The sequence below is a fragment of the Methylobacillus methanolivorans genome (genome assembly GCF_044751345.1).
Classification (GTDB): Bacteria; Pseudomonadota; Gammaproteobacteria; order Burkholderiales; family Methylophilaceae; genus Methylobacillus; species Methylobacillus methanolivorans.
In genome coordinates, this window is sequence record NZ_JBIWXY010000002.1 from 260315 (window position 1) to 274449 (window position 14135).

Below are 14135 nucleotides of genomic sequence, written 5' to 3' on the forward strand. Positions count from 1 at the left end.
GAGCCAGTACCCACAAAAAATCAGAGGAGAAGGTGAAATGAAAGAGAGTGCGATTTTCTATACCAAGGTAGTGGTCTTGGCATTGGCTGCTGTGACGTTGGCGAGCCAGGCGCAGGCGGCTGAAGATAAGTCAGGCAAGCAGTATCAAACCGTGTCGGGTGAAGCTGCGTTACAGTCCCCCAAGTTCTGGTGGCCGGAGCAGTTAGACCTGCAGCCTTTGCGCCAGCATGCGGCAGAATCCAGCCCCATGGACAAGGCATTCAATTATGCCGAGCAATTCAAGACGCTTGATATCAAGGCGGTGAAGCAGGATATCGAGCAGGTGATGAAGACATCCCAGCCATGGTGGCCAGCTGACTACGGGCACTATGGCCCGTTTTTTATCCGCATGGCCTGGCATAGCGCAGGTACTTATCGCGTCGGCGATGGTCGCGGTGGTGCAGGTGGCGGCCAACAGCGTTTCGAGCCGCTCAACAGCTGGCCTGATAACGTCAGCCTGGATAAGGCAAGACGCTTGCTCTGGCCAGTAAAGCAGAAATACGGCAACAAGATTTCCTGGGGCGACCTCATGGTGCTGGCAGGCAATGTTGCCCTGGAATCCATGGGCTTCAAGACCTTTGGCTACGCTGGTGGTCGCGCCGATGACTGGGAGCCGGATATGGTCTATTGGGGCCCAGAAAAGGAATGGCTGGGCGATAAGCGTTATACCGGCCAGCGCAAGCTGGAAAATCCGCTGGCTGCGGTACAGATGGGGCTCATCTATGTGAACCCAGAAGGCCCGAATGGCAACCCTGATCCATTGGCAGCGGCCAAGGATATCCGCGAAACCTTTGGCCGCATGGCGATGAATGACGAGGAAACCGTGGCATTGATTGCTGGTGGGCATACCTTTGGCAAGGCGCATGGTGCGGCTGATCCTCACAAGTGTGTTGGGGCAGAACCTGCCGCTGCTGGCATCGAAGAGCAGGGTTTTGGCTGGAAGAACAAGTGCGGCAAGGGCAATGCGGAAGACACCATTACCAGCGGCCTAGAAGGTGCATGGTCTACCAACCCCACCCGTTGGACGCATGAGTACCTGACCTGGCTCTATACCTTCGAGTGGGAAAAGACCAAGAGTCCCGCCGGTGCCATCCAGTGGGTACCCAAGAATGGGCAAGGGGCTACTTTGGTGCCAGATGCGCACATTGCCGACAAACGTCACGCCCCCATTATGTTTACCACCGACCTTGCGTTGAAGCTGGATCCGGAATACCACAAGATATCCAAGCGCTTCCTGGATAATCCCAAGGATTTCGAGCTGGCGTTTGCCAAGGCCTGGTTCAAGCTGACGCACCGTGATTTAGGGCCACGTGCACGTTATATCGGTAGCGAAGTCCCAGCTGAAGTATTGCTGTGGCAAGACCCAGTGCCTGCGGCAAATTATGCCTTGGTCGATAGCAACGACATGACAGCGCTCAAGGGCAAGATACTGGCTTCTGGCCTGACAGTGCCTGAGTTGGTACGCACTGCCTGGGCTGCTGCGGCAACATTCCGTGGTACCGATATGCGGGGTGGTGCCAATGGTGGGCGCCTGCGCTTGATGCCGCAAAAGGATTGGGCGGTGAATAATCCTCCTGAGGTTGCCAAGGTATTGCAGCGCTTGGCAGTGATCCAGAAGGATTTCAACGCTGCGCAGAGCGGTGGCAAACAGGTATCACTGGCAGACTTGATCGTGCTGGGCGGAGCCGCCGCGGTGGAAAAGGCAGCGAAGGATGCCGGCTATACCATCAATGTGCCGTTTACCCCTGGTCGCACGGATGCTGCACAAGAGCAGACTGACGTGAAATCATTTGCAGCACTGGAGCCCAAGGCCGATGGGTTCCGCAATTACTATGGCAAGGATAACCGCCAATCTCCTGCCGAGGCATTGATAAGCCGCGCCAATTTGTTAACTCTGACTGTGCCGGAAATGACAGTGTTGGTAGGTGGTTTGCGTGCGCTGGATGCCAATGCTGGTGGCTCGAAAAATGGCGTGTTCACTGAGCACCCAGGTACCTTGACCAACGATTTCTTCGTCAATTTGCTCAGCATGTCGACCAAGTGGTCCAAGGGAGCTGCTGATCAGGGCATTTATGAAGGGCGTGATCGCACCACAGATAAGCTCAAGTGGACGGCAACCCCGGTAGACCTGGTGTTCGGTTCTAATTCGGAGTTGCGTGCGGTGGCGGAAGTCTATGCGTTTGATGATGCCAAGGAGAAATTCGTCCACGACTTTGTCAGTGCCTGGAACAAGGTGATGGAGCTGGATCGCTTCGACAAGCATTGATCTATGCACTAGGCTGCTTAGCCAAGAGATGAAAAAAGAGCAGCTATGGCTGCTCTTTTTTATTGTGGTTTTGCTCCTGTTACTCTGTTATCCGCAATGGCAGTGTCAATGTGAACGTCGAACCTTCGCCTGGCGCACTATCGACGCTAATCCTGCCGTAGTGGGCTTCGGCCAATTGCCCGGCAATATACAGGCCCAACCCCAGGCCTGAGCTGACCTGGTTGCCTTCGCAGCGCTCAAACGCTAAGAAGATGCGCTGTTGGTCTAGCTCCGAAATGCCCACACCTCGGTCGCGCACGGCGATGATGGCATGGTCACGGTCTTGATGAAGGCTGATATCAATGGGCTGGCTGTTGCCGTAGCGCATGGCGTTGGTCAGCAGGTTGACGATGATTTGCTCCAGGCGAAAAGCATCCCACTCCCCAGCTACTCGGTCTTGGATAGATAGGTTGATGATGTACCCTGCTGCTTGTGCTTGCGGCATTAAATCAGAGACCAGTCGCTCTAGCAGCTCTGCAAGATTCAGTTGCACAGGGCGGATGGATAGCTTGCCACTGTTGATACGCGTGAGATCGAGCATGTCGTCGATCAGGCGTATCATGCTTTTCATCTGCCTTCGGTCCCGTTCTACCATGCGAACTAGCTCTTGCTGGCCAAAGGCAGCCAGGTTGCCACGTTCCAGTTGCAGGGTACGTAGCTGTACATCAAGAAACAAGGTATTGAGCGGGGTACGCAACTCGTGGGCCACCATGGACATAAAGCTGTCACGCATGGCGATGGATTGCTGTAGCTCGTCTTGTGTTACTTGTAGTTGCTTTAACAGGGCTTCCTGCTGCTTGCGGCTGTATTCCAAGGCGGCGACTTGGCGTTGCGTTTCCAGCCGTTGCTGGTGCAGGTCGACAAAGACATTGACCTTGCTTTTCACCGCGTTGACTTCCAGCGGTTTATAGAGGAAATCTACCGCCCCGGTTTCATAACCGCGGAAAGCAAAATTGAGCTCGCTGGCTGCTGCCGTGACGAAGACAATCGGGATATGGCGTGTCTTGGCGGTTCCGCGCATGAGTTCTGCCAGCTCGAAGCCATCCATCCCGGGCATTTGTACATCCAGGATAGCCAGGGCAAACTCGTGCTCCAGCATCAAGGACAAGGCTGCTTCACCGGAGGATGCCTGGTAAATAAGGCGGTTTTCCCCACGAATAATTGCTTCTAGTGCCTGCAGGTTTTCTGCGAGGTCATCGACGATCAGCAGTTTGCTGGGCAGATGTTCAATCTCAGTGGACATGCTGTTCTCCCAAGGCGATTAATAGTTGTTGTATTTTTCCTAGCTCAAGTACCAAGTGCCCCGGGTCCCGCTTAATGGCAGACAAGGGCATGGTATCTGCCACGGCTTCGGCAGGGTCTTGCACAATGGTCAGGCCGCCTGCCTGCCGGATTTTCTGTAGCCCCGCCGCACCATCCTCATTGGCGCCTGTGAGCAGTATGCCGGCCAGGTGCTCGCCATAAGCATCGGCAGCCGACTCCATCAAGTAATCAATCGCGGGGCGTGAGAAATGTAGTGGTGGCTCACAGCTCAGTGAAAACTGCTTGGATTGCTCAATCGAGAGATGATAGCCCGGGCAGGCAAAGTAAAGTGTACTGGCCTGGATGGCTTCCTTGTCCTGTGCTTCCTTTACCTCGAAGGCAACGTAATGCTGGAACAGATCTGCCAGTAAGCTGTCGCGCATTTCCTGCATATGCAGTGCCGCAATGATGGGCAGGCGATAATGCGGTGGCAAGGGGCGGAACAAGGACAGCATGGCTTCTACACCGCCTGCTGATGCGCCGACGATGATGGCGTCAATCGGAGGTCTAGCACGCAGTGCGGCATGATCAAGGGGCGGTTGGCTCATCGTTTGCGGAATATCCGTTCGCGCTTGTCTATGGCCTCGAACTGCTGGCCGTAATCGGAAAACTCCATGCTCTCCTTGCTGCCTAGCCCGAGAAAGCCGCGATGGCACAACGAGTCGTGGAACAAGCCCAGGGCCCGGTTCTGCAAGCCGCGATTGAAGTAAATCAACACATTGCGGCAGGAAATCAAGTGGGTTTCGGAGAAGACGCTATCGGTTGCCAGGCTATGATCGGCAAAGGTTACGTTGTCGCAGAGGCTGCGATCAAACAAGGCAGCATGGTAGGCCGCAGTGTAATAGTCGGAGAATGCACGCTTGCCGCCAGCCTGCTGGTAATTACGTGTGTAGAGTTGCATGCGGTCTAGCGGAAATACGCCTTTCCTCGCCTTGTCCAGAGATTGCGGGTTGATGTCGGTCGCGTAGATGATGGAGCGGTCGAGGAGGCCCTCTTCTTTCAGCATGATGGCCAGCGAGTAGACTTCTTCCCCGGTGCTGCAACCTGCCACCCAGATTTTGAGCGAGGGATAAGTGCTGAGCACAGGCAGGACTTCTGTGCGCAGCTTGGCGAAGTAAGCTGGGTCACGGAACATTTCGCTCACCGGGATGGTGAGGTATTGCAGCAATTGCATGAACATGGCGGGTTCATGTAACACGCGGGATTGCAACTCCGATACCGAGTGGCAATCGAAAGCGCGTATGGCCTGTACCACGCGGCGCTTCTGCGATGCGCCAGCATAATCACGGAAATCATAGCTGTATCGCAGGTAGATGGCTTCCAGCAGCAGACGCAGCTCAATATCAAGCGTGCTGAGTTGCTGATGCTCAGTGTCTGCCTTGGTGGTGATCGGTGTCTTGCTCATGATCACTGGGCCGAGTGGATGCCTGCAGGTAACCATACGCGTAGCAGTGAGTGCAGGCGTGATAAATCTATTGGCTTGGCAAGGTAGTCATTCATGCCAGCCTTGATGCATTGCTCCTGATCATCCTTCATAGCCTTGGCCGTGATGGCGATGATGGGTAGGCGCTCGAAGCGGCCATCGGCGCGGATGCGGCGTGTGGCCTCCAGGCCATCCATCTCCGGCATCATGACATCCATCAGTACTAGGTCGATATTGATCACCTGGTCAAGCTTCTCGATGGCCTCGATACCATTGCGTGCAACTTCGACCGACATGCCTTTTTGTTCCAGGGCGCTGGTGAGTGCGAAAACATTGCGTACATCATCATCGACCAGCAAGATGCGCCGACCGTCGAAAATACGCTCACGGCTGCGTAGCGTTTGCAGCATGCGTTGGCGCTCGCTGGAAAGCTCGGATTCCACCTTGTGCAGGAATAGGGTGACTTCATCCAGCAGCCGCTCTGGTGAGCGGGCTCCCTTGATGATGATCGAGCGTGAGTACTTGAGCAGTTCGGCTTCTTCCTCGCGGCTCAGGTTGCGGCCTGTGTAGACAATTACCGGTGGAAACGCGCGGATATCCTCATGCGACATGCGTTGCAGCAATTCGCTGCCCTGCATGTCGGGCAGCTTGAGATCAATGATCATGCAGTCGAAGACCTGCTTGCGCAGCAACTCCAACGCCTCGTTGCCGAAGGCCACTGAAACGATCTCGACATCGTCGTCCGCAATGAGTTGATGCACGCTCTCGCGTTGACGGTCGTCATCTTCAACCAGCAGCACACGCTTGATTTTTTGCGTCAGCTTTTCTTCCAGCCGCGTGAAGACCTGTTTGAGCTCTTCCAGTGAGGCTGGCTTGAGCGCGTAGCCAATCGCCCCCAGGTGTAGTGCAGCTTCCGCATGGTCAGAGCCTGAAATGACATGTACCGGGATATGGCGCGTCAGTGGGTTTTCCTTGAGCTCGTGCAATACGCTTAAGCCCGATTGGTCGGGCAGGCGAATATCCAGCAGGATAGCCTGCGGCTGGTATTGTGTCGCCAGCTGCAAGCCTTCTTCTGCGCCATGGGCGACGATGCAGTGGTAATTCATTTCCTGCGCGAGGTCGTAGAGTATCTTGGCAAAGGTGGCCTCATCTTCCACCACCAACACGAGTCGCTTGGCATCGCTGGTATGGCCCCTGTCATCGGGAAAGGCCGGGCCTTCCAGCCTGGGAGCCTTGGGTTTGGTGATCGCTGGGGTAGGAGATGCTTGATCGGCCTGAGTCGTGTTTGAAGCTAGGGCAATAGGTGTTGCAACCGGGCCAATGCGCTCGGCTTGCCATTGCAGGGGGAGCGTCAGCGTAAAGCGGCTACCCTCGCCGCTCGCACTCGTCAGGGATATATCGCCTCCCAGCAGGTTGGCCAGGTTGCGCGAAATGGAGAGGCCCAATCCGGTGCCGCCATATTTACGGCTTGATGTGCCATCTACCTGGCGGAATGGGGCGAAAATGGTGTCATGAAAGTGCTTGTCTATACCAATGCCCGTGTCTTGTACGACGAAACTGATTTGATCGTTATCGTCGGTGGCTATCATGAGTGATACGCTACCCTTGTCGGTAAACTTGATGGCGTTGGACAAGAGGTTTTTGATGATCTGTTCCAGGCGCTGCCGGTCGCTATGCACATTGCTCGGGGTACCTGGGGCAATCTCTACCTTGAAATCCAGTTTTTTCTGTGTTGCCAGAGGCGTGAAAATGGATTGCATGGTATCGGCAAGGGCGCTGATGGAGAGCTGCTGAGGATTGAGATCAAGCTTGCCAGCCTCAACCTTTGAAATATCGAGGATGTCATTGATAAGGTTGAGCAGGTCGTTGCCCGCAGAGTAGATCGTGTTGGCAAATTTCACCTGCTCCTCGTTCAAGTTGCCATCACGATTGTCCGCCAACAGCTTCGCCAGGATCAGCGAGCTATTCAGCGGGGTGCGCAATTCGTGCGACATGTTGGCGAGGAATTCAGATTTATATTGGCTGGCGCGCTCCAGGTCTTGGGCGCGTGCCTCTAGTTGCTCTTGTGCTTCCAGCAAGGCCGTGTTTTTCTGATCCAGCGCGACAGCCTGTTCTGCCAGCCTGTCGTTGGTTTGTTCCAGTTCGGCTTTCTGGTTTTCCAGTGTAGCTTGCGACTCTTCCAGGACGCGAGATTGTTCTTCCAGCTCTTCATTGCTGGTGCGTAGCTCTTCCTGTTGTACTTGCAGCTCCTCATTGAGCTGCTGGGTTTCAGCCAGGGCATCTTGCAGACGTTGGCGCGACAATGCAGCTTCAATAGCGACCCCAAGGCTACCAGCGATGAGGGACAGAAACTCAAGCGCCAGTGGCTCTGGTTTGTGCAGGAAGCCTAATTCGGCGACCCCATTGATATGCTTGTCATAGGTAATCGGCACAATCACCAAGTGACGTGGCGTAGCATCGCCCAATGTTGAGTTCACTTTGATGTAGTCGCTGGGCAGGTTCTCCAGGGCAATCACGCGCCTTTCTGCTACGGCTTGGCCCAACAGGCCCTGGTGTTCACGCACGGTAATATGGCGTTGCTCGTATTCAGGGCTGAAGCCATAGGCGGCAAAGCGTTGCAGGGTGCCATCGTCGTCACGCACATACACTGCCCCTACTTGCACACCTATATAGTGTGCGAGGAAGTCTAGTGAGGTACGTCCTACTTGCGGTAATGTCATTTGGCCAATGCCTAGCTCAGCTAGCGATGTCTGGCCGGTGCGCATCCATGCTTGTTGCTGTTGCGCATCTGCATACTCCTGTTGATGTTGCAGGATGGATTCGTAGTTGTTTGATAACCCCAGAAGTTCGCGGCGACCAAAATATCCCAGGAACCCGGTCAGCCCAAGCACAAAGACGAGATAGGCTGCCAGTGAGAAAGTAATGGTTTTGCGCGCGTCATCATTCCTGTCTTTCAGCATGCGCTGTTCTTCGAGCACAAAACCTGTCAGCTCGTTGCGGATTTCATCGAACTGTAGTTTTCCATGGCCCAGCCGCAAGGTGGATAAGAAATCTTCGTTTGACCGACGTTTATCGATCATCAAACTGGCGTAGGCATCCCATTGGTCGATATACGCTTGCGTGCGCTTGAGGCGATCAATCTGGGAGGGGTTGTCTGTCACCAAGAGGGTCAAGGCCGAGATTTCGGCCTGAATCTTGGGTTTACTCAGCAGATAAGGGGCAAGAAAGCTATCGTCCTTGCTGAGTAAGTAGCCACGCATTCCGCTTTCCATGTCGACTGCGAGCTTGGAGATTTCCTGTGCCTTGCCAATGACGCGCTCGGTGTGTTCTACCCAGTTCATTGAACTGAGTAGATTGAGTACCAGTATGATAAACAAGGCTGCGCTGGCAATACCGACTCCGAGCGGTAGCATGATATTACGGCGCAGAATACGCTTAAAACTGACTTGATCAATATTGGCTTGCCCGGGCATGGAATGAAGTTCTGCAGATTTCAAGATGCATTAGTGTAGCGCAACTGTCGGGGTTGCAATTGTTAACAATGCCGAATATCGCGACAAAGTGCGGTAAACGCGCATAGAAAATACCGTAATTCCAGAGATTGTAGGAGTTGTCTGACAGTGACGGTAATGTATGCCTACAAAGATCGAAGTAAGGCTGTCACATGAGATTGAGTGTGTAGCAGGGGTATCGACTTTGTCGGTTTACCCCCTGCTGTTTGGTGGCGAGATCTTCCACGCTTGTTTGCCAGTGATTACCTGATGTTGATGTCGGAGAAATCAGGCTGGAGGTAAAGGTTTAGCGGTTTTGGCTGCCGGGTGGATAATCACGGAGCAAGTCATGCCCGCGACTAGGACAACCCCTTCGGGAATCTCGTCGATATGGATACGCACCGGGACACGTTGCGCCAGGCGTACCCAATTGAAGCTAGGGTTGACGTTGGCTAATAGCCTGACATCTGTCGGGTTGTCGCGATCGGTGATGCCACGCGCCATGCTTTCGACATGGCCACGCAATACAACATCGGTGCCTAGCATGCGGATTTCTGCCGCGTCGTTAACATGAATCAGGGGCAGTTTGTGTTCCTCGAAGTAGCCATAGACCCAATAGGATTTCTGGTCGATGAGGGCGAGCTTCGGCTGCCCGGCCTGGGCGTAATCGCCAGGCCTGACCAATAGATTGGACACCCAGCCATCCACTGGGGCGCGTACTTCTGTACGCTTGAGGTTGAGCCTAGCATGGCCTAATTCGGCATGAGCCTGGTCGAGATCGGCCTTCGCAGCCAGGGAAATAAGGTCGGAGTCTTCCCGGTCTTCGCGTGAGATGACCTGGTCGTCCAGCATGGCGCGGCGGGTAGATTGCCCACGCTTAAGCGCGAGGGTGATCTTGCGTTGCTCCAGCTTGGCTTCTGCTTCTTCTACTGCATGGTGATAACGCTCGGCATCAATGCGGAACAGCAGATCGCCTTTTTTCACAAATTGATTGTCGCGCACCACGACCTCGGTCACCAATCCGGAAACATCACTGGCAATATTGACCACATCGGCGCGTACCCGGCCATCACGCGTCCAAGGCGAGTCCATATAGCGCACCCAGAGCAGGTGGCCGAGCATGACTGCTACCACGACAATGATCACGGTCAGTGCGATACGCAGGGTTTGCTTGTAGAGGTCTTTCATATGCGTTTCCTTGTCAGTAGATCAGCAGTCCCAAGGTGCAGAACAGGCAGGCGAATAGGCCCAGGCGAAACAGCGCGCGGTACCAGATGTATTGGTAGGCTCCCAACCATCCCAGCGTCTTGTCTAGCAGCCAATACAAGATGAGTGCTGCCACGAAGGCCAGCACCAAGGTCGGCATGAGGGCGTCAAGAAAAGCGATTTCCCTAGGCATGGCGTAACGCTCCTGGTTCGGTGACTTCGTCTAGCGGTGCGACCGGCGTGAGTACCGAGTGTTTGTCCAGCAAGGCGCCGCGGATAAAGTGCAACATGGTGAGCAATTGCTGGCTGTTGGCGATGGTAAGAGATGCGCTGGTTTGCAAGCGCTCGATACTGCTGGTGATGGCGACAATCGCACGCTGGCGTAATGTCGTACTGGGCTGGGCGAACAGTCGCGATAATTGGAGCAGGCTATGGTCTATCGTGCCACGTATGGTTGGATCGCTGACTTGTTGCAACTCCTGGCGCAAATTAATCACGGCCTGGCCAATTTCCAGCGTAGACAGTAGCCAGTCGACAACTTCCTTGTCCTGGGCATTGGCGACATGGCGGGCCGATCCCATGCGCAGCAGCAGTTCGCGCGCATGGGTTTCCAGCGAGGTACGTTCTGGCGGCGGGGTTTGTACGCACGCCTCCTGGATCAACGTGCGCAATGCCAATGCCACGCGAGTACGTGACCACAGGCCATTGGTGAGATCAATTAAGCTGTAGAACACGCCTGCCAGCATGATGGCGAGCAGGTCGGCAATCGCTTCATTGATGAAATTGATCGGGTGGGCAGCAAATACATTGTTGAAGCCGATATGCAGGAAAAACACGATGAAGATGCCCGAGCCGATAGCGGCTACCGCTGGCCTGGTGGTCAGCCACGCAGCGATGGCAATTGCTGGCGACAAGGCCAATGCCAGCATGGTAAAGCCTTGTGCTTGCGTTAGTAGCTGGAAGTTGCACCAATACAATAATGCGGTGCCGATCAAGGCCCCAATGATGAACTGGCGTACGGTCTTGCTGGGGGAAGGGGAGGATGCAAACAGGGTGCTGGCAATCGTGGCCAGGGTAATGGCTTCAATGCCGGAGCGCAGGTCGCAGACTATCCAGAGCAATGACATCAGCGCAAATACCAGGCCGCCGCGCAGCCCTGCCAGGATGGCGGCAAGCGGGTCAAAATGCATGCCCAGGCTTGGCGATTGGCGGTTTTTTAAGGTGCTGGCGGGCATGGGTTGGCTGAGGCCAGCATAGGTGCTGGTGTAAGCATGCAGCTCGTCCAGCACGCGCAGGCTGAGCTCAGCCCCGGTGGCAAAATCCAGGGTTTCAGTCTCGCTGAGCGTGGTAGGCAGGCTGGCCTGTATCTCGTGCAAATGCATGGGCCAGCGTTGGCGTAAGGCATTGATAGTGAGTGCTACCTGTCTGGCTTCGTCCTCATTGCGCGCTTCATGCTGGTGCGTCATGACGGCAGCCTGGATAGGTGCAAAGAGTGCCAGCAGGCTTGTCACTACTTGCGGGTGCCCACTGGCTTGCAGTCGCCGTAACAGTTGTTCCAGTGAGTGGAAGCTGGTGGTAACGGCCATGAATTCCGAGTTGAGCAGAGTGAGGCGTTGCCGGTAGGCTCGGGAGTGATTGCTCTCCATGGAGGATGAAGCGTGGAATATCTCCAGCTCAAACACATCGCCTACCATGCGCAGGGTATCTGCCTGTGTATTGGGGGCTGAAAGTTTTTTCTGTTCCAGGTTGATCAGCAGCCGTGAGAAATCACGAAATCGCTTGCGTACCGCATTGCGTAGCAATTCGCTGATACCTTGCGGGAAAATCAGCGCGCTGACCAGGCTGGCGGAAGCCAAGCCAACCATGATCTCGGAAAGCCGTGTCATGGCAATGTCGAAGGTTTGCCCGGGATTCAGGGTGGCAGGCAGGCCAACAATACAGATGGTGTAGCCCGCCAGCACAAAGGCATAAGATTGGTGGTGGCGGAAAACGATGGAGCCTGCGGTACAGAAGCTGATCCACAATGCCAGGTAGATGAGGAAAGGCACCCGCTCCTGCGCGAATAGCGCCACCAATAGCACCGAGGTGGCAATCCCGACCAGCGTGCCGATGAGGCGGTAAAAGCTCTTGGCCAATACCATGCTGGTGCGTGTCTGCATGACGATGGCAACCGTGAGCAAGGCAGTGCGCGGTTGCTCCAGCTCGAACTTGAGCGACACCCACATCGCGAGCATGCAGGCCAGCAACACTTTGCCAATATAGATCAGGGTTTGTGCATCTTCGCGGCCCCAATCGCGCAAGACGCCCAGTAATACATAGCGCCAGCGTGCACGCCGCCAGAAACTCAAGGCTGTGTGGGTGCTACGCATCAATGCAACTCGCTGGTTGATGGTAGCGTTCCACCGCCCAAGGCTTTCATGAGCCCGGCATAGGCATTGAGCCTGCTGGCCTCCAGGTCGATGAGGGCGGCTCGCTGGCTCAATACCTGGTTCTCCGCGTCCAACACCTTGATGTAATTTGCCAAACCGGCATGGTGGCGGGTTGTCGCCAGTTTCCTGGTTTTTTCCGCCAAATGCAGCGCATCCAGTAGCTCGGTATGTTGGATTCCATTCGAGTGCAACATGACCAACTGGCCGCTGATTTCCTGCAATGATTGCAATACGGTGCTGTTGTATTGCTCCACGGCGATGTCGTAGGCCGCAGTTTCTGCTGCTAGGTTGCCGCGGCGTAGCCCGCCATCAAACAATGGCAGGGAAATAGCTGGCCCCACGCCTGCAATCAGGCCGCTTTCCGTCAGTATCTTGCTGAAGCCCATGGCTTGTAAACCTACAAAGCTCAACAGGTTGATGTTGGGGTAAAACGCTGCCTTGGCGCTGGCGATGTTGTGGTTGGCAGCCTCAATACGCCATTTGGCCGCCACAATGTCGGGTCGCCTGCCTATCAGGTCGGCGGGCAGTGATGCCGGCAGGCCGATGTCGGCATTGAGCGCGAGTAAGGGCGCATGGAGATGTTCAGTAAATCCAGGTCCTTCTCCTGCCAGCGCTGCCAATTGTTGTTGCAGCAGGGTGATGCGTTCATCACTGATTTCCAATTGCGCATGCAGGCCGGGAATCAGGGTTTCTGCTTCGCTGACTTCGATGTCTGTACCTAGCCCTGCAACCAGGGCGCGTTGCCGGATGCTGAGCTGTTGCTCGGCAATGTCCAGCCTCGCCTTGACGATGTCGTGCTGGGCGTGCGCCTGTGACCAGGCAATGTATTGCATGACTAGGGCGGTGGTTAGGCTGAGCTTGACCTGTTGTGCCTCGGCTGCGGTTGCTTGCATGCGGCTCAGTGTGCTGTTCCATTGCTCCTCGCGTTGCCCCCATAAGTCGAGATCGTAGCCGAGATTCAGCGTGGCCTTGTTGTTCCATTCCGTGTGACCATTCCACGGTGGCGGAATGAATTGCAGGTTGGTGAAGCGCTCACGCACCAGGGTACTGTTGACGCTCGCTTGCGGTGAGCGCATTGCGCCAGTCGCTTGGGCTTGCGCCTCGGCCATGGCAACGCGGCTATGTGCTGCGCGCAGATCAGGGTGTTGTTGCAGGCTGTGGTGTATCAGGGCATCTAGCTGCGGGTCTTGAAACACTTGCCACCATGTTTCTTGTGGCCAGGGCAGGTCATGCTTGACCTGGGTGATGGCGTGGCCCTGGTCGAGCTGGTCGGCATGGCGGGGTTGGGCGGTAGTAGAAATACCGGACATGCTCATGCATCCAGGCAACACCGCGATGACAGCAGTGCTGAAAGCCTTGAGGATGTTGCGATGCATGGTGGACTCCCGCCCGGTATAACAAATGTGAAGAGGTGATTGCTTCTGGTCTTACTTGATGATGTCGGCGTTGGCGCCCAAGGTCTGCATATGGCGTACCACATCCTGGCGATGTTGTAGCGACAAGGTCGCCATCAGGGCTGCGACATTGGTGTAGTACACCGGCATGACTTCATCCAGTTTCTTGCGCCCGGCAGTAGTGAGCTTGATCTTGAGCTTGCGTCTATCCTTGCGGTCAGTCAGGCGGCTGACCAGGTCTTCGTTTTCAAGGCCATCAATAAAGCCGGTCATGGTGGCCTTGGTAACGCCTGCTTTTTCGGCAAGTTCAGAAGGGGATGAGCTGAGGTTATCCTCGCGTAGCAACAACACCAGCACCCACCAACGCCCTTGCAGCAAGCCATGCTGTGCCAGCATTTTGTCCAGTGCGTCCGAGAGATCGGAGGCAGCGCGCAAAATATTGACGAACTCCCAGATCGCGACAATATCGGCGTCGGGATAATAGCCGGCGAATTTTTTCAGCGACTCGGAAGTCGGTAATTCTTTAATCAGTAGCATAATACGAAC

General features: G+C 55.3%; 10 protein-coding genes. 1 reads left to right on the plus strand and 9 read right to left on the minus strand.

Features of this window, described 5'->3' with window-relative positions:
* The first annotated feature begins 37 nt into the window (after positions 1-37).
* Complete coding sequence (gene katG, locus ACIKP9_RS10810) at positions 38-2305, plus strand: catalase/peroxidase HPI (protein WP_400882562.1); 2268 nt, start codon at positions 38-40, stop codon at positions 2303-2305.
* Between the two features lie 79 nt (positions 2306-2384).
* Here the strand turns inward: katG and ACIKP9_RS10815 are convergent, their stop codons facing one another.
* From ACIKP9_RS10815 to ACIKP9_RS10855, 9 genes are all read right to left on the minus strand, one after another.
* Entirely contained in the window at positions 2385-3587 is a 1203-nt protein-coding gene (locus ACIKP9_RS10815) for a hybrid sensor histidine kinase/response regulator (RefSeq protein WP_400882565.1), read from the minus strand.
* Positions 3577-4194, minus strand: a complete 618-nt coding sequence (locus ACIKP9_RS10820; RefSeq protein WP_400882568.1) for a chemotaxis protein CheB — start codon at positions 4192-4194, stop codon at positions 3577-3579. The genes ACIKP9_RS10815 and ACIKP9_RS10820 overlap by 11 nt, the downstream gene beginning before the upstream one ends.
* Positions 4191-5051 carry a CheR family methyltransferase gene (locus ACIKP9_RS10825; protein WP_400882571.1) on the minus strand — a complete coding sequence of 287 codons (861 nt, stop codon included), beginning with the start codon at positions 5049-5051 and terminating at the stop codon, positions 4191-4193. The genes ACIKP9_RS10820 and ACIKP9_RS10825 overlap by 4 nt, the downstream gene beginning before the upstream one ends.
* A 2-nt stretch (positions 5052-5053) precedes the next feature.
* Positions 5054-8542, minus strand: a complete 3489-nt coding sequence (locus ACIKP9_RS10830) for a response regulator (RefSeq protein WP_400882574.1) — start codon at positions 8540-8542, stop codon at positions 5054-5056.
* A gap of 306 nt (positions 8543-8848) precedes the next feature.
* A complete protein-coding gene (locus ACIKP9_RS10835; protein WP_400882577.1) occupies positions 8849-9748 on the minus strand; it encodes an efflux RND transporter periplasmic adaptor subunit in 900 nt (299 codons plus the stop codon).
* A 13-nt stretch (positions 9749-9761) separates the two neighbouring features.
* On the minus strand, positions 9762-9959 hold the full coding sequence (locus ACIKP9_RS10840) for a DUF1656 domain-containing protein (RefSeq protein WP_400882579.1): 198 nt from the start codon (positions 9957-9959) through the stop codon (positions 9762-9764).
* The gene (locus tag ACIKP9_RS10845; RefSeq protein WP_400882582.1) at positions 9952-12135 is read right to left on the minus strand and encodes an FUSC family protein; all 2184 of its coding nucleotides are present in this window, start codon (positions 12133-12135) and stop codon (positions 9952-9954) included. Before ACIKP9_RS10845 ends, ACIKP9_RS10840 begins: the two co-directional genes overlap by 8 nt.
* Positions 12135-13571, minus strand: a complete 1437-nt coding sequence (locus ACIKP9_RS10850; RefSeq protein ID WP_400882585.1) for an efflux transporter outer membrane subunit — start codon at positions 13569-13571, stop codon at positions 12135-12137. Before ACIKP9_RS10850 ends, ACIKP9_RS10845 begins: the two co-directional genes overlap by 1 nt.
* Positions 13572-13622: 51 nt before the next feature.
* Positions 13623-14126, minus strand: coding sequence for a MarR family winged helix-turn-helix transcriptional regulator (locus ACIKP9_RS10855; protein ID WP_400882588.1), 504 nt, complete (start codon positions 14124-14126; stop codon positions 13623-13625).
* Positions 14127-14135 lie beyond the last annotated feature (9 nt).

Coding starts and splice junctions, on each gene's coding strand:
- ACIKP9_RS10820 (WP_400882568.1), bottom strand. CDS start 4,194: ATGAGCCAACCGCCCCTTGATCATGCCGCACTGCGTGCTAGACCTCCG.
- ACIKP9_RS10830 (WP_400882574.1), bottom strand. CDS start 8,542: ATGCCCGGGCAAGCCAATATTGATCAAGTCAGTTTTAAGCGTATTCTG.
- ACIKP9_RS10840 (WP_400882579.1), bottom strand. CDS start 9,959: ATGCCTAGGGAAATCGCTTTTCTTGACGCCCTCATGCCGACCTTGGTG.
- ACIKP9_RS10845 (WP_400882582.1), bottom strand. CDS start 12,135: ATGCGTAGCACCCACACAGCCTTGAGTTTCTGGCGGCGTGCACGCTGG.
- katG (WP_400882562.1), top strand. CDS start 38: ATGAAAGAGAGTGCGATTTTCTATACCAAGGTAGTGGTCTTGGCATTG.
- ACIKP9_RS10825 (WP_400882571.1), bottom strand. CDS start 5,051: ATGAGCAAGACACCGATCACCACCAAGGCAGACACTGAGCATCAGCAA.
- ACIKP9_RS10835 (WP_400882577.1), bottom strand. CDS start 9,748: ATGAAAGACCTCTACAAGCAAACCCTGCGTATCGCACTGACCGTGATC.
- ACIKP9_RS10850 (WP_400882585.1), bottom strand. CDS start 13,571: ATGCATCGCAACATCCTCAAGGCTTTCAGCACTGCTGTCATCGCGGTG.
- ACIKP9_RS10855 (WP_400882588.1), bottom strand. CDS start 14,126: ATGCTACTGATTAAAGAATTACCGACTTCCGAGTCGCTGAAAAAATTC.
- ACIKP9_RS10815 (WP_400882565.1), bottom strand. CDS start 3,587: ATGTCCACTGAGATTGAACATCTGCCCAGCAAACTGCTGATCGTCGAT.